22 protein-coding genes are annotated in these 21912 nt (G+C 43.2%); 2 read left to right on the top strand and 20 right to left on the bottom strand.

Going from position 1 to position 21912, the window contains the following annotated elements; genetic code table 11:
- Positions 1-159: 159 nt before the first annotated feature.
- Positions 160-780: a TVP38/TMEM64 family protein gene (locus tag P5G49_RS05045; protein WP_301242393.1), complete on the bottom strand. Its 621-nt coding sequence runs from the start codon at positions 778-780 to the stop codon at positions 160-162.
- A gap of 140 nt (positions 781-920) precedes the next feature.
- Between P5G49_RS05045 and P5G49_RS05040 the strand changes: the two genes are divergently transcribed.
- Both P5G49_RS05040 and P5G49_RS05035 read left to right on the top strand, forming a co-directional pair.
- Positions 921-1643: an AzlC family ABC transporter permease gene (locus tag P5G49_RS05040; RefSeq protein ID WP_301242392.1), complete on the top strand. Its 723-nt coding sequence runs from the start codon at positions 921-923 to the stop codon at positions 1641-1643.
- On the top strand, positions 1643-1951 hold the full coding sequence (locus P5G49_RS05035) for an AzlD domain-containing protein (protein ID WP_301242391.1): 309 nt from the start codon (positions 1643-1645) through the stop codon (positions 1949-1951). Before P5G49_RS05040 ends, P5G49_RS05035 begins: the two co-directional genes overlap by 1 nt.
- Positions 1952-2008: 57 nt before the next feature.
- On the opposite strand, the gene P5G49_RS05030 is transcribed toward P5G49_RS05035, so the two are convergent.
- From P5G49_RS05030 to P5G49_RS04940, 19 genes are all read right to left on the bottom strand, one after another.
- The gene (locus P5G49_RS05030; protein ID WP_435877182.1) at positions 2009-2272 is read right to left on the bottom strand and encodes a CsbA family protein; all 264 of its coding nucleotides are present in this window, start codon (positions 2270-2272) and stop codon (positions 2009-2011) included.
- Positions 2273-2297: 25 nt separating this feature from the next.
- Positions 2298-3467, bottom strand: coding sequence for a PDZ domain-containing protein (locus tag P5G49_RS05025; protein WP_301242390.1), 1170 nt, complete (start codon positions 3465-3467; stop codon positions 2298-2300).
- Between the two features lie 150 nt (positions 3468-3617).
- On the bottom strand, positions 3618-5057 hold the full coding sequence (locus P5G49_RS05020; protein WP_301242389.1) for a S41 family peptidase: 1440 nt from the start codon (positions 5055-5057) through the stop codon (positions 3618-3620).
- A 71-nt stretch (positions 5058-5128) separates the two neighbouring features.
- Positions 5129-5722: a redoxin domain-containing protein gene (locus P5G49_RS05015; RefSeq protein ID WP_301242388.1), complete on the bottom strand. Its 594-nt coding sequence runs from the start codon at positions 5720-5722 to the stop codon at positions 5129-5131.
- On the bottom strand, positions 5715-6371 hold the full coding sequence (locus tag P5G49_RS05010; RefSeq protein ID WP_301242387.1) for a hypothetical protein: 657 nt from the start codon (positions 6369-6371) through the stop codon (positions 5715-5717). Before P5G49_RS05010 ends, P5G49_RS05015 begins: the two co-directional genes overlap by 8 nt.
- 158 nt (positions 6372-6529) lie before the next feature.
- Positions 6530-7816 (bottom strand): murein hydrolase activator EnvC family protein, encoded by a 1287-nt coding sequence (locus tag P5G49_RS05005; RefSeq protein WP_301242576.1) that lies wholly within the window; start codon positions 7814-7816, stop codon positions 6530-6532.
- A gap of 57 nt (positions 7817-7873) precedes the next feature.
- A complete protein-coding gene (ftsX, locus tag P5G49_RS05000) occupies positions 7874-8758 on the bottom strand; it encodes a permease-like cell division protein FtsX (RefSeq protein ID WP_301242386.1) in 885 nt (294 codons plus the stop codon).
- Positions 8748-9434 (bottom strand): cell division ATP-binding protein FtsE, encoded by a 687-nt coding sequence (ftsE, locus tag P5G49_RS04995; RefSeq protein ID WP_301242385.1) that lies wholly within the window; start codon positions 9432-9434, stop codon positions 8748-8750. Before ftsE ends, ftsX begins: the two co-directional genes overlap by 11 nt.
- A 221-nt stretch (positions 9435-9655) precedes the next feature.
- Positions 9656-9979 carry a cytochrome c551 gene (gene cccB / locus P5G49_RS04990; RefSeq protein ID WP_301242384.1) on the bottom strand — a complete coding sequence of 108 codons (324 nt, stop codon included), beginning with the start codon at positions 9977-9979 and terminating at the stop codon, positions 9656-9658.
- Positions 9980-10198: 219 nt separating this feature from the next.
- A protein-coding gene (gene prfB, locus P5G49_RS04985; protein WP_301242575.1) for a peptide chain release factor 2 occupies positions 10199-11300 on the bottom strand; the annotation gives its coding sequence in 2 pieces (ribosomal slippage) (positions 10199-11227 and positions 11229-11300; 1101 coding nt in all).
- A 283-nt stretch (positions 11301-11583) separates the two neighbouring features.
- Positions 11584-14091, bottom strand: coding sequence for a preprotein translocase subunit SecA (gene secA / locus P5G49_RS04980; RefSeq protein WP_301242383.1), 2508 nt, complete (start codon positions 14089-14091; stop codon positions 11584-11586).
- Positions 14092-14478: 387 nt separating this feature from the next.
- Positions 14479-15042 carry a ribosome hibernation-promoting factor, HPF/YfiA family gene (gene hpf / locus P5G49_RS04975; RefSeq protein WP_301242382.1) on the bottom strand — a complete coding sequence of 188 codons (564 nt, stop codon included), beginning with the start codon at positions 15040-15042 and terminating at the stop codon, positions 14479-14481.
- Positions 15043-15167: 125 nt separating this feature from the next.
- Positions 15168-15551 carry a PilZ domain-containing protein gene (locus P5G49_RS04970; protein WP_301242381.1) on the bottom strand — a complete coding sequence of 128 codons (384 nt, stop codon included), beginning with the start codon at positions 15549-15551 and terminating at the stop codon, positions 15168-15170.
- A 58-nt stretch (positions 15552-15609) separates the two neighbouring features.
- A complete protein-coding gene (locus P5G49_RS04965; RefSeq protein WP_301242380.1) occupies positions 15610-17091 on the bottom strand; it encodes a methyl-accepting chemotaxis protein in 1482 nt (493 codons plus the stop codon).
- A gap of 217 nt (positions 17092-17308) precedes the next feature.
- Positions 17309-17719, bottom strand: a complete 411-nt coding sequence (gene fliT, locus P5G49_RS04960) for a flagellar protein FliT (RefSeq protein WP_301242379.1) — start codon at positions 17717-17719, stop codon at positions 17309-17311.
- Positions 17659-18060: a flagellar export chaperone FliS gene (gene fliS / locus P5G49_RS04955; RefSeq protein WP_301242378.1), complete on the bottom strand. Its 402-nt coding sequence runs from the start codon at positions 18058-18060 to the stop codon at positions 17659-17661. The genes fliT and fliS overlap by 61 nt, the downstream gene beginning before the upstream one ends.
- A gap of 56 nt (positions 18061-18116) precedes the next feature.
- Positions 18117-19586: a flagellar hook-associated protein 2 gene (locus P5G49_RS04950; RefSeq protein WP_301242377.1), complete on the bottom strand. Its 1470-nt coding sequence runs from the start codon at positions 19584-19586 to the stop codon at positions 18117-18119.
- A 17-nt stretch (positions 19587-19603) separates the two neighbouring features.
- Positions 19604-19972: a flagellar protein FlaG gene (gene flaG / locus P5G49_RS04945; RefSeq protein WP_301242376.1), complete on the bottom strand. Its 369-nt coding sequence runs from the start codon at positions 19970-19972 to the stop codon at positions 19604-19606.
- Positions 19973-20111: 139 nt separating this feature from the next.
- A complete protein-coding gene (locus tag P5G49_RS04940) occupies positions 20112-21713 on the bottom strand; it encodes a gamma-glutamyltransferase family protein (RefSeq protein ID WP_301242375.1) in 1602 nt (533 codons plus the stop codon).
- Between the last annotated feature and the right edge of the window lie 199 nt (positions 21714-21912).

Raw genomic sequence — 21912 nt, 5'->3', positions numbered from 1 at the left:
CTATTTGCATCATACCTTTTTAAGGATACTCAAGACCAAAAACGCATAAATCACGCCAAACACGCATAAACTCCAAAACTCACGCATATTCCACGCCAAACACGCATAAACTCCGAAACTCACGCATATTCCACGCCAAACACGCATAAACCCCAAAACTCACTCGTCTTCCTCATGAAAAATCGTGCTTGATTCCTCATCCACTCTCTTATCAAGACGCTTCTCAAAGTATTTTCCAACCGCCCATAACAACACGATAATCACAACAACAATCGCAGTACGGATTGGCTGCGTCAGCAACGCCTTCAAATCATATCCGATAAAACCTATCGTGAAAATCATTACGAACTTCCCCGCAAGAAGAACCGCCAAATAACTCTTCTTCTTCATATTCGACAAGCCCGCAACAAGATTCACAAGCGCTGAAGGCGTAAATGGAAAGCAAAGCAATATGAACAGCGGCCCGAATCCATTCCGCTCCACCCAGCCAATCAACCGCTGAACACGAGCATGCTTTGTCAAAAAGCGTAACAATCGATTTCTACCATATTTTCGGATGATCAAAAATACAGCATATGACCCGACCACCGTTCCTGCCCATGACAAAATAAATCCATACCAAATTCCATAGGCCACCGTATTCGCTATTACAAATACGAAAAGTGGCAAGAACGGCAAAAATGATTCTATGAACGGTAGTAAAATACCGATTAACGGTCCAAGCGCCTTATATTGTGCAACCATTTCACTTATTTTATCAATATCTAACCATTCACCCATTCTCAACACCCTCATCGTAAACAGATTCACATTAATAGATTACTACTTCGACTATTCCCATTTCCCTTATAGAATACCACCAAAACATGAAATTTATAGTATAATTTCAATTATACATATAAGAAAGATGTGACTATTTAATGAATAATCAGTTCAACTCCGGGCTGAAATCCGGACTCAGCATCGCGATTGGTTACTTCCCGATTGCTTTAACGTTCGGATTGCTTGCCAAAACAACCGGGCTCTCACTCATCGAAGCAACCGCCATGAGCATATTCGTTTACGCAGGTGCTTCACAGTACATAGCGCTCAGCCTAATTAATTTTGGAGTCGATCCAATCACTATTGTCATTAACACCTTTATCGTCAACATCCGACACTTCCTAATGACGGCTTCCCTGAATGAAAAGATGCATCGCGCACCGAAATGGATAAAATCGATCTACGCATTCGGCATTACAGACGAATCTTTTTCAGTCCTTGCAACAAGGAAAGAAGAAAAAATCACTACATCATTCGCCTTTGGAGTTACATTAATCGCCTATGGAAGCTGGGTGATCTTCACTGCAGTCGGCTATGTTATCGGCGCTAACTTACCAGATTTCCTACAAATTGCTATGTCCATCGCCTTGTACGCAATGTTCATCGGTCTCCTTGTACCTGCAATGAAAGGCAATCGTAAAGTCGTCATGCTCGCAGCACTTGCAGCAGCTATTCACTGTATCATCTATTTCGGTGAACTGCTCTCAACCGGCTGGGCGATATTAGTCTCCACACTTGGCTCAGCAATTTTGGTGGAAATTATTTATTCCCGAAGAGAAAAAAGTAAAGAAAGCCACTACAATGAAAAGGAGGGGAACTAATGGGAGCAACTTACTGGTGGATGTTAGCTGGAATGGCAATCGTAACGTACCTACCAAGGATGGTGCCGCTCACTTTCCTTGACGGAAAAGAATTGCCTCCGATCGTTAGCGGCGTACTTAGCAACATCCCGTATGCGGTGTTGGGGGCACTAATCTTTCCCGCCATCATCTTCGTACAGAAAGGCAACATCCTTTTCGGTATAATCGGAGCCGCGACAGCATTCCTCATCGCATTCCTTGGAGGCGGCGTCATGTCTGTAGTCCTTGGAACAATCGGCATTCTCGCGGTTTATGGTCTATTTATGTAATTAATTTCAATCGAAATCATTCAAAAAGCCGCCCCATAACCGGAGCGGCTTTCCTATTTATTCATCAACAGTACGCCCTTGCTTTTTCGCCCGTTTCACCATCCGCGTCGCATACCAGAAACCAACCGTAAGCGAAAACGCATCCGCTGCATAAAGAATCCAGTTATGTGTATAACCTGCATAAACCGATGCCGCAATTAGCGCTATCGTTAACACAAGCCCGACAAGATGATGGAAAGTGACCCTCGTAAAAAATACAACGAGCAGCCCCGGAAGAAACAGCGCAAGCAACAATTTTGTTTCCAATGTGGCAATATCCATTTCCCACCTATCCCTTCCAAATGGATTAACGGACGACTAACAGTCCTAACCGATGATGATCATGGCGATAGAGCACTTGCTGCATGAGCCGTACTTCCCCATCGCGGCCAATCACCTGCAAACGGCAATGCGCAGCATTTACCTGTATGGCATCATATAATTCCTTTTCATTCGAAACTTGGATGCCATTCACTTTCCGGATGCATTCACCTGGAACAAGCCCAAGCTTTTCACCTGGCGACTCCGGCAAGATTCCCGCAATGATAACTCCCGTTGGTTTAGGAGCAGCGGCAAATCCGCCATTTCGTTCACGTATAGCGAAAACTATGGAAATTGTCGCCCTACCGATAACACCGATGAGCAAAGCTGCCCAACCCATAACCGGTAGCCACCAAGCAGTTACACCGACTACAACGACAATCGATCCCAGAACGGTTACCGCTTGTCCAATTTTAGGAAATAGGACGTCCGGGAAGCTTGCCCTCGCAATTTGAGAGAAGCCAATGACAATCGGCACCGGTAAAAAACTGAAAGTCACTGCGCCAAGTGTCAGCTGCGGCCAATAGGGCGTGAAAGCTGTCATGAAATCCCCAGGCACAAGAAATACAATTGGTAAAAGCCATAACCGTTTAGCTTTAAAAGCGGCAGCCCGTAACCCCCGATTGGTAGATGTCATGAAGGGAGATGCATAGTCAACGGTATGTCGGCGAATGAGGAAGCCTTCTGCTATGAGAAAGAGGCCCGCAATAACAGCTACCGTCAACGCCATTTCACCTTGTAAATCTACGTTACCTGGAGACCATCCACGAAATGTAAATTCCGGCTTGAATTGCTGCAGTGCATATAAACCGAAAAACGCGATTGCTGCAAAGTAGATTGGCGATGCAATTTGATAAAAGAACGAAATCATAGAAAAAACAGCTACTGATGAAAAGAGGACTATCCAAGAGACTTCAACAGTCAACCCGACCCCCGATAGTAGTATCGAAAGAATCAGAGCGGGCATCCATGATTCAGCCAACAGCTTTTTCATTTCCGTCAAGCCGGGATGTAGACGAACAAGGAAGCTTCGTCTTTCCTTTTTCACCCGAAAATACCCTAACCCGACCGCCACTCCGAGGGCAATCAACCAAACAGGATTCAAGAAAAATAGTCCAACAGCTTTTAACAGATCCACTATTACTTGTTCACTCATCTACCTTCACCTTCCCATCCACGAAAACATGATTATTCTTTATTGTATCAAAAGAAACGTCATGCGTGTAGGAAGGTCAAAAATTTTCTCTGAATCTACGAGCCTAACAACAAAAAGGCCCTTGTTAAAAACAATAGGCCCTTCTGTTAATTAATTACTTAATATATGATGGACATACCCAATAGCAACCTGCAGTTGGATATCATTCGCTTTATCTTTACGATGTTTTTCCACCCTTTCCCTCAGAGAGGCAAAGAATTTTCGATCCATTGTATTTTCTGTCGGAATTTTGGAATCCACACGAAATGCGTGCACTGCGAGGGCTGTGGATTCATCATAGAAGCCATCTTCCCTGCCAACCGAATAACCAAGTCCTCCTAAAATTTTTTGAGCATATGAAATGTCCTCATGGTAATCGCCTTCCGCATATACATCCGTAGAGAACCGGATATGTTCTGTGAATAATTTATCTTGTTCAGATTCAAGGTCGACTTTGACACCTTTACCATGTATCCATGTTTCTTTCGGTGTCAACCATTTATGGGTAGTCAGTTTCATCTCACCGCCATTTGACAGTTCCATCGTGTCCTGTACGGTTCCTTTTCCAAAACTCACCTGACCGATAATGAAGCCACGGCGTAAATCCTTCAAGGCCCCACTCAAAACTTCACTGGCCGATGCACTGCCTTTGTCTTGCAGCAGAACAACCGGTATTTTTTTCAGTTTTTTGTCAAAGGAGAACTTTTCAGACGGTTCGACAACAAGTGGCGTCAGCTGTCCTTGGGCGTTCTGCATATAAGCAAAGATTGAATCCTCCGGCAGTAAACTTCCCGCTACTTTGGCAACTGTACGTAAATAGCCACCAGGATTGCCTCTAACATCAATGATCAAAGCCTCTGCACCGTTAGTGATCATTTCATCCGTCGCTTTTTTCCATTCATCAGCCGTCTCATCACCAAACATTGTCAATGCTATGTAACCGAATTTCTTGCCCCTTTCTTCCATTAACTCTGCTGAAACGGTCTTTACCGGAATTACATCCCGCAATACTTTCAATTCAAGATGCTTACCCAAGTCCGGCCGATAGATCGTCAATCCCACCGTCGTCCCTTCCTTGCCCTTGATTTTCCTGACGACATCCTGAAGCGTCATTCCACCTAAAGCTTCGCCGTTAATACGCACAATTTCGTCATAAGGCTGCAGACCTGCTTTTTCTGCAGGCGACCCCTTAACTGGCGCAACGATGATATACTTTCCGCCTGACCGTGTAATTTCAGCTCCGATTCCTACCTTTTCACCAGCCAACGACTCCCGATGTGAGGCGGCTTCCTCTTCCGACAGATACGTCGAATACGGATCTCCGATTGTATCTGCCATCCCTCGCAAAGCACCTTCGATTAGCCTGTCCCCTTCTACCTGGTACACCGCATTCTCTTGAATGATGTTGTACGCCTCATTGATGACCGGGAACATTTCCTTCATTACTACGTCCGCACTTTTTTTATCCGCTGAACAACCGTCCAACACCAAGAATACACCTGTCGCTATCACGGCCAGTATTGCGAACATAAAAAAACGGCTTCTGCGCATCGATAACTTCCCTCCTCAGTCCACTATATGAACAGTGAAGGTCTATTACGACAACAGAAAACCGTATTTTGTCAATCAAGGTCCCGGACAAGTCCTGCCATCATCGACTCGTCCATTGGTCCGATAATAACTTGTGCAATTGTACCGTCTGTATTCAATAAATAGGTTGTCGGGATTCTGAATGCCTGATAGGATTCCCCGACCACTCCTGTTTCGTCCAATGGAATCGGAAATGTCAATCCGTAAGAATCCGCAAATTCCTGGACAGCCTTCACTCCACGATGCTCACCAGTCGTTAAATTGACCGCAAGGATTTCCACATTGTCATCCTCCGCAGAATTACGGTAATAGTTTTGCATATGTGGCATTTCCGCTTTACACGGCGGACACCAAGTAGCCCAAAAGTTTAGGATGACCTTCTTCCCCTTCAAATCAGACAACTTAACTGTTTCTCCGCTCAATGTCACCAACTCGAAATCGGGAGGCAAGTCCCCCTGCCTTAATCCGACATCTTCCATTGCGACTTCAGACCCCGCTCCCGTCTCAACTAAAACACCGGAAGTATCAATCGGTTCAATCTTATTCATATTTTGATTAACCATGATGACGATCATCGATCCGATGAGTAGCGCAGCGATGATATACCCAATCACTTTCTTATTCAATTTCGCTCCCCCGTTCTGTTTGACCACTTGTCAATTTAAAAATTGCTATGAAAAATAGTCCTATACTTGTCGTAATTAATAGTGGTGGATTCAGTAACCCTTTCGGCTGAATCGTAGCGACAAAAACATGTGCCGCCATGAATAGTAAAGCAGTCATCATCATATGATTTCCGGTTTCATCAAAGCTCATCCACACAAAAATTGCAACTACAATGAATATGACCGCTGTTCCAATTCCAGCAACCAAACTCCCTCTATTCAACAACACCATCATCACCTGAAATACAGCCTGCATCGTCACGGCCCCTGTGAATAAAGCAACAAGGGACTTCACATCCACTCTTCCCTTGATCCATTCAAACCATATACGACCCGCAACAAAAACCAATCCAAGACAGAACCCAAAAATTCCCCCGTTAAAATAAACAATGGAAATAGGCGCCCTGATTACGATGCTGAAGTCGGTTAAAATAACCGATAGCTTCCAAATGATGATCACATAAAAAATGGCATCACTAAATAGTGTTGCTTGCTTTTTCCCAAGCCTCAGGCGAATAACACTATATGCAATTATAAAGGCAATAATGATCGCAATCCAGTTGGATGGCACCGTCAAATTACCTATCAAAAAAAGTTTCGTAACAGGCATACCGCAAGCTCCTTTACGTTATATACCGCCTATGGTATATGATATCTCATTGAATTGCGACTAACTTGCCTCTATTTTAAAGGAGTAAAGGGAACTATTTGTGAAGTTAAGACAAAAAAATCCGCCCGGAAAAGGGCGGATTTCTGTTTATATTTCAATCAAAACGATACATATCGTAATGGATTCACTGCACTTGGACCGGATGCTGTCCAGTTGCCTACATGCACTTCAAAATGTAGATGTGGGCCCGTTGAATTCCCAGAGTTCCCGATTGCACCTATATGGGTACCTTTATCGACAACTTGTCCAACGCTAACATTGATTTTCGATAAATGCCCGTAGACAGTTGTGAAAATGCTACCATTCGATGAGTGAGTCACCATGATGACATTCCCATAACCACCCATCTGCCCTGCATACGAGACCACTCCGTCCGCTGCTGATACGACAGGTGTCCCAATTGAATTGGCGATGTCGGTCCCACGATGTTGACGTTTTGTTTTGAAGATCGGATGCACTCGCCATCCGAAGTGTGAGGAGACTCTGCCGTTTGCCGGTCTTGTCCAAAAACCGCTGGACACGTTTGGCAATGTACCCGGCTTCTTCGCAGCTGCAGCCGCCGCGGCTGCTTTACGTCGACGCTCTTCCTCTTTACGGGCTAATTCCGCGATGCGCTTCTGTTCTGCGATAACTGCTTTTTCAAGTTCTGCCTCAACTTCAATCGTATCATGGTACTCTTCTTCGAGGTCTTTCTTTTCTTGAGAAAGCTTTTCCTGTTCCGCTTCTAACTGATCTATCAATCTACTTTTCTCTTTTTTCTGCGCTTCAAGAGAAGCTTTCAGTTTTTCCAACTTCGCTTTGCTTTCTTCCAACTCTGCTAGTTTCTTTTCAACAAGCGCTTTTTCTGTTTCAAGTTGGTCAATGTCTTGTTGCTGCTTCCGCATAATATCCCTATCGGCATCCATTAATGTTGTGACCGCAGAAAAACGGTCTATGAAGTCCGCGAAGCTATTTGCACCAAGTAGGACATCGATATAACTCACATGACTGCCCTTTATTTGCATCGCACGAACGCGTTCACGCAGAACAACATCACGCTCTTCAATTTTCTTTTCCAGATCGGCGATTGATTCTTTTAATGCGTCGATCTCATCGTTCGTTTTATTGATACTGTCGATGACACGGTTCATATTGGCATTTGTTTGTTCAATTTCTTTATTCAATGAAAGAATTTGTTTCAAAAAGTCATCAATTTTAGTTTCAAGCGCCTTAATAGCACTTTCTTTCTTTTGGATATCGGATTTAAGGTCATTCTTTTTGATTTCATTCTGTTTTTGTTCTTTCTTTAATTCATTTAGTTTACTTGCTAAAACACCGTTTTCACCTACAAATGATGTAAGCATGAAAACCGCAATTATACTAATCAAAAACCATCTGCGCTTCATCAAATTTTCATTTTCCCCCTTATGGCTTTGTTGCCAGACAACAACATTCCCAATCTATTAGGCTCTGAGAAATTTACGAACAGACATAAAACTACCCCACATACCGATAAAAATCCCCATAAACAGAAGAAGTCCATTTACTTGGAAGATGAACGGTGTAGCATTCATTAATTGGAATAGCTCGTTTTGCAATCTTGGTTCCCATTGTTCATACAGCTCGTAATACGAAATTGAAATGACGGCCATCGGAATAATCGACCCAAGAACGCCAAGCCAAATTCCTTCCAAAACGAACGGAATTCTTACAAAACTATTTGTTGCACCTACTAATTTCATAATCTCAATTTCCCGACCTCTTGCTACAATAGTTAGACGGATTGTGTTTGAAATTAAAAACATTGCCGTGAACAATAACGCAAGAATGAGCACCATACCGATGTTCCTACTCATATTGAGCACATTGAAAAGCTTCTCGACTTTTCCTTCCCCATAAACGACCTTATATGTGTTGGCATATTTATCAATTTTTATGGCAATCTCGGCAGTTTTGTGCGGGTCTGCGGCTTTAACGTAAAATGCATCCCCTAAAGGGTTGCTTTGCTTATATAAGTTAAGTTCATCCCCGAAGGACTTGATCATCTTATCTAACTCTTCATCCCGCGAAGCATAGAGAACACTTGCCACTCCGGGGGTCGCTTTGATTTCCTTTTCCAACTGTTTAACCGTTTCCGCGTCTGCTGCAGGTTCTGCAATTACTTTTATTTCCACGTCATTCTCAAGATTATCCGCTAATTGGTTCAAGTTCATCATAATGACGATGAACACCCCGACTAACAGAAGCGTGACCGTTACTGCGCTGACAGAGGCGAAGGTCATCCAGCTGTTACGTCCGAGGCTTTTAAGGCTTTCCCTGAAATGTCGCCCCATTGTCCTAGCTTTCATAACCGTAAACCCCTTCATATTCATCTCTCGTGATCATCCCGCCATCGACGACGATGACCCGGTGTCGAATCGTATTTACAATTTCCCTATTATGCGTTGCCATGACAATTGTCGTGCCCCGCGCATTAATTTGTTCAAAGATCTTCATGATTTCCCAAGAAGTTTCCGGATCGAGGTTTCCAGTAGGCTCATCCGCTATGACGACCTTCGGGACATTGACGATTGAACGTGCAATGGATACCCGTTGCTGCTCTCCACCTGATAATTCATTCGGAAACATTCTTGCCTTTTGCGTCAATCCGACAAGCGCTAATACATCATTCACTTTTTTACGGATTTGTTTAGGAGATTCCTCTATAACTTCCAATGCAAATGCTACATTCTCGTAAACATTCAATTTGGGAAGTAGTTTAAAGTCTTGGAAAACTACACCAATCTGCCGTCTTAAATAAGGAACCCGTTTATTCCTTAGTGTCGCCAGATTAATGCCATTGACGATTATGTCACCTTTTGTCGGGCGTTCCTCTCTGTACATCATTTTGATGAACGTCGATTTCCCCGCACCGCTAGGCCCAACTACATAAACAAACTCGCCACGACCGATTTCGACATTGATGCCATTTGCAGCAACAACGCCATTCGGGTATTTTTTATAAACATCTTTCATCACAATCATGCAAAAACCACCTGAATATTATTGTATTCCTTATTTTTTTCCTGACAACCACATTATAACATGCATAAGCACTGCAATTATTACAGATTTATTTCATTTGGTTCGACATAATAACACATATTATGCATATTGTTAATATTTTTCTTTTTTTGGAAGGTTTTAAACAGATAAAAAAAACGCAACAGGCAATTGTTCGCCCATTGCGTTTGTTACTTTACATATTATTTCTTTTCAGATAGCCACTTTGCAACAGCATCTAATTCTTCGCCTTTAATTAGACCGCCAGGCATACCATTTTGGCCGTGTTCGATAATATCGTGGATTTCAGCTTCTGAAAGCTCGGACCCGATATTCGCGAGCGATGGAGCTGTTCCACGCCCCTCAAGATTTCCACCATGACAGCTTGCGCAGCTGGCTTGGAAAACTTTATCCGCGTCTACACCGGCAGTAGTTCCCGTGCCTTTGTCGGTTGTTTTGTTCCCTCCACCACAGGCGCCAAGTACAAGCACTGCACCAAATATAACTGTTAGAAGCTTGTTCTTCATCTTTTTTCCTCCTGTCATTAATTGCTGTGCTACACTCCTTAGTATACCAAAGGACCAGGATCGTAAACTCCCGTGTGAGCTGTCCATTTTTATCAAATTAATGACAAATTGGAAAGTTTTTCTTCAGCTCAATTTTTGCCTTTACCTATTACTATACACATAAACGAAAATTTTAAACTCATAAAAAAAGCGCACCATTGCTGGTGCAGCTTTTTGTATTTATGAAATTTTTGAACGTAAATAAGCATTGATGAACAGATCAATTTCCCCGTCCATAACAGCTCCTACGTTTCCTGTTTCTTCATTCGTCCGGTGATCTTTAACCATGGAATATGGATGGAAAACGTAAGAACGGATTTGGCTTCCCCACCCGATTTCTTTTTGCTCTCCACGGATTTCAAGAAGTCTTGCTTCTTCTTCCTCGCGTTTGATTTGATAAATTTTCGCTTTCAACAAGTTGATTGCGCGTTCACGGTTTTTGATTTGCGACCGTTCCGTTTGGCAGGTAACGATTGCACCTGTCGGGATATGCGTCATACGGACTGCTGAATCAGTCGTGTTGACGTGCTGCCCGCCCGCTCCGCTTGAACGGTATGTGTCGACTTTGACGTCTTCCATTTTTAAGTCAATATCAACATCACCGTCAAATTCCGGCATGACTTCTATAGATGAAAATGACGTATGACGTCTGCCTGACGAATCAAAAGGAGAAATTCGAACGAGGCGGTGAACGCCTTTTTCGGCTTTCAAATAGCCGTATGCATTATGTCCTTTAATCGAAAGTGTGACCGATTTGACACCAGCTTCATCACCTGCCTGATAATCAAGCGTCTCGACTTTGAAACCTTGGTCATCAGCCCAGCGTGTGTACATACGCAGCAGCATGGATGCCCAGTCCTGGGATTCCGTTCCGCCTGCGCCTGAGTGGATTTCGAGGACAGCATTACTTTTATCGTATTCATCACTCAAAAGCATTTGTAGATCGAAGTCTTCCATTTTTTTCTTGAATTCTTTCAGTTCGGCAAAGAGCTCTTCCTGTAACTCTTCATCGGCTTCTTCACGAAGCAATTCCAATGTCATTTCGAGGTTTTCCTGTGAGTCGTTGAGTTCGTTGAATTCACCGACTGTATCTTTCAAAGCATTGGATTCTGAAATGACTTTTTGCGCGTTGTCCTGGTTATCCCAGAAGCCTGGCTCAAGCATGATTTCGTCAAGTTCTTGTATACGTGCCTCTTTGTTTTCTAAGTCAAAGAGACCCCCTGAAGTCCGCTAATTTCTTAGCTGTTTTGTCGAGTTCATTACGAACATCGGATAATTCCATCATAGTTGTTTCCTCCTGAAAGTAAATAAAATGGGTTCATCTTGGTACCGGATTTCCGCTGCAGGCGGACGCTTTCCGCGGGCGTCGCTTCAGCCTCCTCACTACGCTTCGCTTCGTTGCGGGGTCTTCTGCTGACGCTTTTCCCGCAGGAGTCGCCGCCTTTCGCTTCAATCCTTATTAACAATGTAATAATTAGAAAGGAACCAAAAATGAAACTTCCATCAGCAAACGCATTATCGCGTCTACTGATGGGAGTTAATTCTACATGTTATATGCCAAGTTGTCAGCCTTTGCCATGGCAGTTTTTGTACTTTTTACCGCTGCCGCAAGGGCATGGGTCGTTACGACCGATGTTGACTGAACGGCGGACGGGCTTCTTCGTCACTTTTTCGCCATCCTCTTTCGGATTGACAGCCTGACCCTTTGCAACTTCCTCACGCTCTAAGTTGTTGCGGATTTCGGCTTTCATGACATATTTTGAAGCGTCATTTTCAATAGCTGTTACCATGTCCTCAAACATGGAGAAGCCTTCAGCCTGGTACTCGCGGAGTGGATCCGTTTGCCCGTATGCGCGTAAGTGGATTCCGTGACGCAATTGGTCCATTGCATCAATATGATCAGTCCACTTCGAGTCGATTGCACGTAGAAGAACGACCTTCTCGAACTCACGCATGCGATCATCCGACATTTCGGCTTCCTTCTCATTATATCGTTCTATGACCGCATCGTGAATCAAAGTTTTCAATTCCTCTGCGGATTTCCCTTCCATTTCAGCCGCGGTTAAGCGACCTTCCGGTAAAAGGTTTGCTCCAAGGAAATCTTCAAGGCCTTTCAAATTCCATTCTGCATCTTTTTCATCCGGAGCATGCATCGCAACAGCTCGATCGATGACATTCTCCAACATGCCTTCAAGTATTTCCCGAATATTTTCGGATGCAAGGACTTCATTACGTTCTTTATAGATGATTTCACGTTGCTGACGCAATACATCGTCATATTGAAGCAAACGTTTACGAGAGTCGAAGTTATTCCCTTCAACACGTTTTTGGGCAGATTCAACAGAACGTGATACCATTTTTGATTGGATAGGCGTTTTATCGTCCATACCAAGCTTCGTCATCATGCCCTTCATTTGCTCGGATCCGAAACGGCGCATCAATTCATCCTCAAGTGAAAGATAGAATTGAGTCACACCAGGATCACCTTGACGACCTGAACGTCCACGAAGCTGGTTGTCAATACGGCGGGATTCATGTCGCTCTGTACCGATGACAGCTAATCCGCCAACGTCTTGAACGCCTTCGCCTAACTTGATGTCCGTACCACGGCCCGCCATGTTCGTTGCAATTGTAACGGCGCCTTTTTGGCCCGCTTCCAATATAATTTCCGCTTCACGACCATGGTTTTTCGCATTCAATACATTATGTGGAATGCCATACTTTTTCAAGAAATTCGAGATGATCTCGGACGTTTCGATAGCAACTGTACCGACAAGAACAGGTTGCCCTTTTTTATGGCGCTCCCGAATATCCTCAGCAACCGCCTTATATTTCCCATCCATCGATGCGTAAATCAAGTCCGGACGGTCGTCACGCAAAATTGGTCGGTTAGTTGGAATAGCGATGACATTCATATTGTAAATGTTACGGAACTCTTCCTCTTCCGTTTTTGCAGTACCCGTCATCCCGGAAAGTTTGTCGTACATTCTGAAGAAGTTCTGGAATGTGATTGTCGCAAGCGTCATCGTTTCATTCTGGACTTCCAAGCCTTCCTTCGCTTCGATTGCCTGATGCAACCCATCGCTGTAACGACGGCCTTTCATCAAACGACCTGTGAACGAATCGACGATAACCACTTCGCCCTCTTGTACGACATAATCAACGTCGATGTGCATGCTTGCATGGGCTTTCAATGATTGGTTTATCGCATGGTTCAATGTAACATGTTTCAAGTCGAACAAGTTATCAATGCCGAAAGATTTTTCTGCTTTGTCAACTCCGGATTCCGTCAATACAACGCCCTTCGTTGATTCATCATAGGAATAATCTTCTTCTTTTTTCAACGTCATAACAAAACGATTCGCCAATCGGTAAAGCTCAGCCGATTTCGCCGCTTGTCCCGAAATGATCAAAGGCGTACGCGCTTCATCGACCAAAATCGAGTCAACCTCGTCAATGACCGCATAATGTAGCGGTCGTTGAACTTTATGTTCATCATATAAAACCATATTGTCACGTAAATAGTCGAATCCTAATTCATTATTCGTCGTATACGTAATGTCTGCAGCATATGCTTCGCGCTTTTCCTCTTTCGAGAGGCTGTTCAAGTTCAAGCCTACTGTCAAACCAAGGAATTCAAATAGCTCGCCCATTTCTGTCGCGTCACGGCTTGCGAGGTATTCGTTCACCGTTACGACGTGGACGCCTTTTCCTTCAAGTGCATTCAGGTAAACCGAGAGCGTTGCAGTCAACGTTTTACCTTCCCCGGTTTTCATCTCCGCGATATTTCCTTCATTCAACGCTGCTGCACCCATGATTTGCACACGGAACGGATACAAGCCAAGGACACGTCTTGCCGCTTCACGGACGACAGCAAATGCTTCGGGCTGGATTTCTTCAAGCGTTTCGCCATTTGCAACTCGCTCTTGGAATTCTGCCGTTTTTGCTGTTAATTGTTCGTCAGAAAGCTGTTCCATTTCCGTAGCATGCGATTCAACGCTGTCCGCGATCTTCTCTAGACGTTTTAAATCTCTTTTATTCGGATCAAACATTTTATTCAATACGCTAAGCATTTAGGTCACATCCTCATTAAGTTCACCCTTCATTTTAACATTGTAAAAAGCACCGTGCAAATAGTCGGAACGATTTGTAAAGGGATTATTTTAATTAGTTATATCTACAGACCGTTGCTTTCCGTTTCAGGCGGACGCTTTCCGCGGGCATGGCTTCAGTCTCCTCACTGCGCTTCGCTCCGTTGCGGGGTCTTCAGCTCATGCTATTCCCGCAGGAGTCGCCGCCTTCCACTTCAAGCAACTAAATCATATTTAATAGTAAATTATATTTAAAAAAACATGTTCAAGTCATCATTATATACACCAGGACGTTTCACAAAGTAATCAAGTTTCCTGTGAAATAATCAAAAGACCCCCGGATTTCTCCGGGGGTCGAGATTGGTTAATTTAGTTTGTTTCGATCAAGCCGTATTTCCCGTCTTTTCGTTTGTAAACGATATGAGTGTCCTCTGATTCAGAATCAGTGAAGATGAAGAAGTTATGACCAAGCATGTTCATCTGAAGAATGGCTTCCTCTTGGTCCATCGGTTTCAAGTCGAATTGTTTTGTACGGACGACTTGGAACTCGGCGTCTTCGTTTATCGGCTCTTCATTGTTGCTTTTCTCTTTTCCGACGGATTGCAAGAAAGCTGCCACACCTTCTTTTTCACGGAATTTACGGTTTACTTTTGTTTTGTATTTTCGAATTTGACGTTCTAATTTGTCAACGATCAAGTCGATTGCAGCGTACATGTCTTCGTGCCGTTCTTCAGCACGTAGTGTCAAGTTTTTCATAGGAATTGTAATTTCCACTTTTGTCTGTCTGTCATTGTACACCTTCAAGTTGACATTAGCGGTTGCGTTTGCGCCTTCTGTGAAATATCTTTCGAGTTTTAGTACCTTTTTCTCGACGTACTCACGAATTGCTGGAGTTACCTCTAGGTTTTCCCCTCGGATGTTAAAGTCTAACATATGAACTCCTCCTTTGATTAACCGATACTATATACTTCTACATCTATATTTTAATATCCTTCTTTTATTTGAAGGAAAATTAAAATCTTGTCGAAATGTGTCGAAAAACTTCACTTTTCAGGTTTTCAGCCTTCACTATCACCCGTTGAATTAATTTCCGACCACCTGCGAAGCTTCAGCTCTTCAATAATTAGCTTTTCAGTGGAAGCATCCCCATTAAAGTGGATGCCATAATGGAATCCATCCACTGTATTCTTTTTCCATACTATTTCACCGACAACGTTAATATTCGCTTCGTAAAGCTGAAAGTTAAGTCGTAGATGTACGGGGCCGATTTCAATCGGTATATCGAAATTTGATGCAAGTTTGGTGCCATTCGCACTGATATCCAAAAGCATGCAATTGCCTGGATTGGATTCATTCGATGATCCCTCGACTAAGATTCGAAATGTTGCTGATAGGGGTTGGTCGAATGAATGCCTAAAATATTCATGCCGTTTGTATTGCATTTCCCCACCTCGTCCCATTTCCTTTCCTTAAAATCCATTATACCAAATGTACTGATTTTTATCGACTTTCAGCCAACTCCTTTGTCCTCTTCATCGTTCCTTCAAGCGTGAGAACGATTTGTTCATTATCGGCAACTGTCGTATGCACTGTGGCATTGACTTCTTCAAGCGAAGCACTTGATTGTGCAAGTAAATCGGCAAATGTTCCAGTCGTGCTTCCGATTTCTGAAGTATCAATGGAAATCATCTTAGTTTTCGTATCAAACGCCAAAAGATTCTCATGCAAAAGACCTAATGTTTGATGCATGTCCTCGATTTTCGTTTCCGCTTCGATCGTTATCAGGCCTTGGGTCTTTAATTTATCGGTGCTTGCTGTTAAATTTTTTCGGGATTGGCTATTCATCTTATTAACATCGTTCAGGTTGCTATTGATTTGATTGAGCGTTTCGGCTGTTGTTTGTGCGAGTTTCCTTATTTCTTCGGCTACGACAGCGAACCCTCGACCGTGTTCCCCGGCACGAGCCGCTTCAATAGATGCGTTCAATGCCAATAAATTCGTCTGTTCGGTAATGGACGCAATCGATTTAGCCAACGCATTCGTTTTTTCGATATTTTGTGAAAGTAAACCGAATGACCCATTCAATTCATTCAACAGCTGTTCCACTTCTTCCATACCTTTACGTACGCTACGCATCCTGCTGACAACTTCATCCGACTCGGAGCGTAAATCTGCAGCATCTTTAAACATCGACTGCGTTTCAACCTGCATATTCGCCACATCATTTTGCACGCGCTCTGTATTTTGCGCAATCCTGCTGATCTGTTCAGCTTCCCGTTCAACACTAGCCGCGATGTCATCCATAATTTCCAATAATTCCTTTTGGGAGCTCCAATGCCGTTTTGCAGTATGTGCAATCGACACTAAATCATCCGCCACTTTCTCGACGTTTTCATTAAGAGTTTGATGCTTCTGTTCTTCCTCTTTTGCACGTTTTTCCTGCTCAACTGTAAATAAATTCACTTGCTCCTCAAGCTTTTGAGTTTGCATAATTTGAATCAAAAGTCCAACCGCTAACAAAATAAGTGGCAACATCAAACTGCCTTTGCTTGACGCGATTGTTTCCTGATACGGATAGTTCGTTAAAAACACAATCATTACAGCGATCGATAGAGCAAAACCATACGTCATGATTCGGATGGATACATGTACACTGGCAATTCCTGCAATGAAAAATGCAATCCCGGCAGTTACGATGGACGGATCACCGACCACACCATTGAAAATCGTTGCAAATGCCGTGATTCCAATGATAATCCACGGAAAGACCTTCTCAAAAAACAAGACTTTTTTCGATAAAAGAAAGACGATAATTGACGTCATTAGCGGGATTGTCATGCTGAACGTTTTCAGTGCATCCTGCCCGGTAAAATAATAATAAAGTGCACCTATTAAACTTGAACCACCAAGCGTGACGAATAAAATGAAATTTTTCTTCGAAAATTGCTCACGCATCAGCATCTTCACATTTCCTGCCCCCATTTCTCCATTCCCCCTTTAAGTTACCGTTAACCTCATTCTCTTATTTTCAATGTACCATGAATAGTGAAATAGTTACAGATGGAAAACAGGAGTTTTGGAGTGTATTGGTGTTTTTAGGGAGTGTCCGCAAGTCGTTGGTGTCCCCGCAAATCTGGATAGTCTACCCGCAAGTCGCTGCTATCAAAAAAAAGCCAATCAGTATGTACTGATCAGCTCTTCATCGCTTCGTATCGTAAAATGTTCCGTCCCTTGCGACATTTGCATAAGGGTTGACGTAACTTTTCATATGATCCTTCTTTGATTGTGCTGCCGTTATATCTGAACGGATTTGTTTTGTAAATGAGGAAAGTCCCTTCACGACTTGCTGCTCCAAAACAACAAGTTGCTTTCCCAATTCCTCTTCATCAAAAGTAAATGGAGCGGCAATTTCCTGCTGTAACAAATCTCTTTCATCCAAAAGCCGATTGATTTCCTCAATTACCGCATCCCGATTTTCTTCATCAGTTTGACCAGTCAACGACAGGAGTTGCTGCGCAGTTTCCTGCCATCGAATCATTGCAGGCCGGATCATATTCCGTCCATATTCGCGTACTGCTTCGAACGATTGATTTGAATGACCTGCTTCCACGTATCGCGAAACTCCGTTATGATTTCAGCCGCCTCATTATACATCGCACCGTCGTTTTTAATATTTCCTTCAAGCAAACGGTGATTTACAAATTCATAAAGTGTCATCATATTCTCCGAAATCGGTACAGACCGATCCAGCGTCACCATTAACTCGTTCACAATTGCTTGCGCCTTCTGCGTCGCTGTATTCTTTTCCTCAATATTCCCCTGTTCTAAAGCTTTTTTTGCCTGATGAATGAATTTCAAGCATCCATTGTATAACATTAGCGTTAACTCACCAGGCGTCGACGTATTCACTGAATTGTTCTGATACATTGTATATGGATTATTAATTGCCATAGGTTTTATCTCCTTTTACGGTTTCCCACTGTCGCGTGCATTATCCTACCATTTTATTACTGACCAAACATATTCATCATGTTTGCGGATTGGGCATTGGCACGTTGAATGGCTTGTTCCATTGCGGTAAACTGCCTCCAATAACGATCTTCTAACATCTTTAGGCGGTTTTCGAATCTATCGATTTGCTGGTTCATAGATTTCATGCTACGCCCCATGGCAAAATTATCGCTAACCGAACCGGATGTGCCCGCCTTTTCCGAAATAACTGCATTGACATTATCCATAGTTTTACGGAACTGAATAGCAATTCCACCCTTGTCTGTATCGGTAGCAGATTTTGCAAACAGTTCATAAACTTGGTTCGGATTTTCAGTGATTGCTTTTCTTAAATCATCTTCATTGATTGACAGTTTACCGTTTTCTTTAAAGTCCTTGATCGGCTCAATGCCCAGGTCTTTTAAACTTACTTTTCCTGAAGACGTTTGAATCGGTTCATTCATGAGTTGTCTTAAATTAGTCAACAGACTTGCAATCGTAGGATCATTCCGAAGCGTACCGCTCTTCGCTTTCTCTTCCCAAAGCTCAATTTCTTTTTCCTTCATATCCTTCTTCTGTTCATCCGAAAGAGGTTGGAAGTTCCGATATCTTGGCTCGCGAATTTTCTCATTTAATTCTTCGATCATTTTATTATAGTCATCGACGAATTTCACGACGGACTCTACGATCTTGTCTGTGTCCGGGGCGGAGCTGAATGTAACCGGTTCATTAGTAACTTGTTTTAGATTCACTTCAAAGCCGTTGATTGTAAAGGTGTTGGATGACCGTTGTGTCGTAAGTCCATTAAATACGAATTCTGCGTTATTACCCGCGGTAGACTTAGCTTCCGTACCACTTAATTTAAGACTATTAGCAACGTTGCCGGAACTGATAGTAATATTCCCTTCACCGCTATCTTTTGCTGTCATAGCAATTTTACCTGTATGTGCATCATAAAAAGCTGTAATACTTGAGTTTGGTGCCTTATTGATTTTTTGTAAAAAAGAACCTAAAGTGTCTTCCGCCGTGACAGTAATCTCTGTTACTTTTCCATTTGGTGCTGTTATCGTAACTTTTTCATCTGCTGTAAGTGAAACCCCTAATTCAGAAAGTTTTTTGGAATCAACCTGTGCTGGTGACATATTCTCCTCCAGAGCTCCACTTTGTAAACTGGCCTGAGTTGCCAATTTGTCTACTTTAATAGAACCTGAAAATTCACCAGTAGCATTAGTTGCTTTAATCCCAACCGCACCGGGATTCGATATATTAACCGTCTTCTGCATAAAAGTCTGCTGGCGGCCCATTGTATCGGTTACTTTATATTTAAGGTCCGTTATATTCCTGTTCACACTTCGATAATCATCCATCTGCCATTCCAAGTACTGCTTCTTCTGGGTGATTTTCTCGAGTGGAAGGCGGTGGGCTTTCATCATGTCTTTAATGATTTGTTCCGTATCCATGCCTGTTGCCAATCCGCTAATTCGCATAGTTTTTTACAACCTCCTCAGATTTTTCGGTCGATGAGTACTCCGACAAATTCCTTCATTGATGCGTATGTATCCATTAGTTTTTTTGATGGAATTTCTCGGACGACTTCGTCTGTTTTCTGATCAATAATTACGACGTAGTATTCGTTTAATTTGTCATGTAGCTTAAAGCGTAGCTGTGTATTTGCACTTTCAAGGAATTTATTTATGCTATCCGTCACTTGTCGCGCTTTTTCGATTGGCAACTGCTGTTCTTTGTCTGCTGCATGCTCTTGGGCATTTATCGCTTGAACTTCGGCTACTTTCGAATTCACTTTTAGTGCCCTATCTTCCACAATCGTTTCAACCTGTTGTGCGCCACTTGACTCCCCGATGCGACCAACCATATTCCCAACCTCCTTGGAATGAGAAATTCATTATCCTTTGTATCGGCTAATCAAGAAGGAAGTTGAGTGCCAAACTGAAAAAACACCTTCTGATTCGGAAATTCGAATGAGAAGGTGTTGCTTTATTCCAACTATTTAATTACCAAGCTACAATCGTTCCATCCGTTCGTGATTCAGTACCGCCCGCAAGGACGCCTGTTTCCGGATTCCGCCAAATGATTTGCCCTCTTCCGAACGAGCCGTTATCAAGTGTTGGTACAATCTGATGCCCTAATCTTGTGAGTGCTTGTGCAAGATGGTTCGGGAAATTTGGTTCGACATGCACTTTATTCCCTTCGATCCATTGCCAACGCGGCGCATCCAATGTGGCTTGCGGATTCAAATGATAATCGATTGTATTAACAACAACTTGGAAATGGCCTTGCGGTTGCATGAAGCCGCCCATGATGCCGAATGGTCCGACTGCTTGCCCGTCCTTCGTCAGGAATCCAGGGATGATCGTATTATATGTTCGTTTTCCTGGTTTTAATGCATTCGGATGCATTGGGTCCAATGAGAAGTCTACGCCGCGGTTTTGAAGGGCAATTCCCGTTCCCGGCACGACGATTCCCGAGCCGAAGCCCATATAATTCGATTGGATGAATGACACCATATTTCCTTCTTCGTCCGCTGTCGCCAAATAGATTGTGCCGCTTTTCGGTAATTCATATGGGTCAGGAATTGTTGCCTTATCCGTAATTTTAGATGCACGCTGCTTCGCATACTCTTTTGAAAGCAAGTGTGCAACGTCAATCGGCATGTCTTTTTCTTCGGTAATAAACGCTTTTCCATCTGTAAATGCCAATTTCATCGCTTCGATCTGTTCATGCAATGTACGCACATCGTTTGGCAGAGGCGGGTTCATTTCAGCATAGATATTCAAAGCCATAAGCGTAATCATGCCTTGTCCATTCGGAGGAATTTCCCAGACGTCATAGCCTTTATAATTTGTAGAGATCGGGTTGACCCATTCGACTTTGAAATTCTCAAGATCTGATTTTCGCAAATAGCCATTGTTCGCAGCTACATGTTCGTGAATCGCGTCCGCCAACTCGCCTTTGTAGAAGGACTCCGCGTTCGTTTCTCCGATTTCCCTCAATGTTTTCGCGTGTCCCGGAGACTTCCACATTTCGCCTGTCGCTGGTGGCTTCCCATCGGGTGCGAACGTTTTGAACCATTCATCAAAATCCGCAGAATCAAGCGATTTGAACCGGTTATATGCAATTCGCCAATACTTCCCTAAAATCGGAGTTAACGGATAACCTTCTTCCGCATATCGGATAGCAGGTGCTAACGATTCGATTAAAGGGATTTTGCCGAACCGTTTCGAAAGTTCGGCCCAAGCCGCCGGCACGCCCGGGATTGTAATTGGCTTGAACCCCCAAGTTGGAATTTTTTCATGCCCCTCTTCTTTAAATGCCTCTAATGTCATCGCTTCCGGTGCTTGGCCGGATGCATTTAACCCATATAAAGTATCCTTCATCCAGACAAGTGCAAATGCATCGCCGCCGATTCCATTAGAAGTCGGTTCAACAACTGTCAACGCAGCAGCCGTCGCTATGGCTGCGTCCACTGCATTGCCCCCTTTTTGCATAACTTCAATTCCCGCTTGTGCAGCAAGTGGTTGAGACGTAGCGACCATCCCTTTTCTTGCGAACGCGGTATGACGAATCGTTGCATATGGGTTGTATAAGTAGTCCATTTCAATTCCCCCATCATATATTATGATTATTATAAATTCTATTATAATCGAAGATTGCTATAAATAGGTCAAAATTATTTAGATTCCCTAAACAAAATTATCATTTTGCCCTGTGCATATACCTTCGTGGGTTCCATTTGTCTGCGTATTGTAGAGAGAGGGGAAAAGTATATGTTCCTTTCCCTCAAATCTACGCATG

The sequence above is a fragment of the Sporosarcina highlanderae genome (genome assembly GCF_030433715.1).
Lineage (GTDB): Bacteria > Bacillota > Bacilli > Bacillales_A > Planococcaceae > Sporosarcina > Sporosarcina highlanderae.
This window is presented reverse-complemented; position numbering and strand designations above follow the sequence as displayed.

Coding starts and splice junctions, on each gene's coding strand:
- P5G49_RS05045 (WP_301242393.1), bottom strand. CDS start 780: ATGGGTGAATGGTTAGATATTGATAAAATAAGTGAAATGGTTGCACAA.
- P5G49_RS05040 (WP_301242392.1), top strand. CDS start 921: ATGAATAATCAGTTCAACTCCGGGCTGAAATCCGGACTCAGCATCGCG.
- P5G49_RS05035 (WP_301242391.1), top strand. CDS start 1,643: ATGGGAGCAACTTACTGGTGGATGTTAGCTGGAATGGCAATCGTAACG.
- P5G49_RS05030 (WP_435877182.1), bottom strand. CDS start 2,272: ATGGATATTGCCACATTGGAAACAAAATTGTTGCTTGCGCTGTTTCTT.
- P5G49_RS05025 (WP_301242390.1), bottom strand. CDS start 3,467: ATGAGTGAACAAGTAATAGTGGATCTGTTAAAAGCTGTTGGACTATTT.
- P5G49_RS05020 (WP_301242389.1), bottom strand. CDS start 5,057: ATGCGCAGAAGCCGTTTTTTTATGTTCGCAATACTGGCCGTGATAGCG.
- P5G49_RS05010 (WP_301242387.1), bottom strand. CDS start 6,371: ATGCCTGTTACGAAACTTTTTTTGATAGGTAATTTGACGGTGCCATCC.
- P5G49_RS05005 (WP_301242576.1), bottom strand. CDS start 7,816: ATGAAGCGCAGATGGTTTTTGATTAGTATAATTGCGGTTTTCATGCTT.
- ftsX (WP_301242386.1), bottom strand. CDS start 8,758: ATGAAAGCTAGGACAATGGGGCGACATTTCAGGGAAAGCCTTAAAAGC.
- ftsE (WP_301242385.1), bottom strand. CDS start 9,434: ATGATTGTGATGAAAGATGTTTATAAAAAATACCCGAATGGCGTTGTT.
- cccB (WP_301242384.1), bottom strand. CDS start 9,979: ATGAAGAACAAGCTTCTAACAGTTATATTTGGTGCAGTGCTTGTACTT.
- secA (WP_301242383.1), bottom strand. CDS start 14,091: ATGCTTAGCGTATTGAATAAAATGTTTGATCCGAATAAAAGAGATTTA.
- hpf (WP_301242382.1), bottom strand. CDS start 15,042: ATGTTAGACTTTAACATCCGAGGGGAAAACCTAGAGGTAACTCCAGCA.
- P5G49_RS04970 (WP_301242381.1), bottom strand. CDS start 15,551: ATGCAATACAAACGGCATGAATATTTTAGGCATTCATTCGACCAACCC.
- P5G49_RS04965 (WP_301242380.1), bottom strand. CDS start 17,091: ATGGGGGCAGGAAATGTGAAGATGCTGATGCGTGAGCAATTTTCGAAG.
- fliS (WP_301242378.1), bottom strand. CDS start 18,060: ATGGCAATTAATAATCCATATACAATGTATCAGAACAATTCAGTGAAT.
- P5G49_RS04950 (WP_301242377.1), bottom strand. CDS start 19,586: ATGCGAATTAGCGGATTGGCAACAGGCATGGATACGGAACAAATCATT.
- flaG (WP_301242376.1), bottom strand. CDS start 19,972: ATGGTTGGTCGCATCGGGGAGTCAAGTGGCGCACAACAGGTTGAAACG.
- P5G49_RS04940 (WP_301242375.1), bottom strand. CDS start 21,713: ATGGACTACTTATACAACCCATATGCAACGATTCGTCATACCGCGTTC.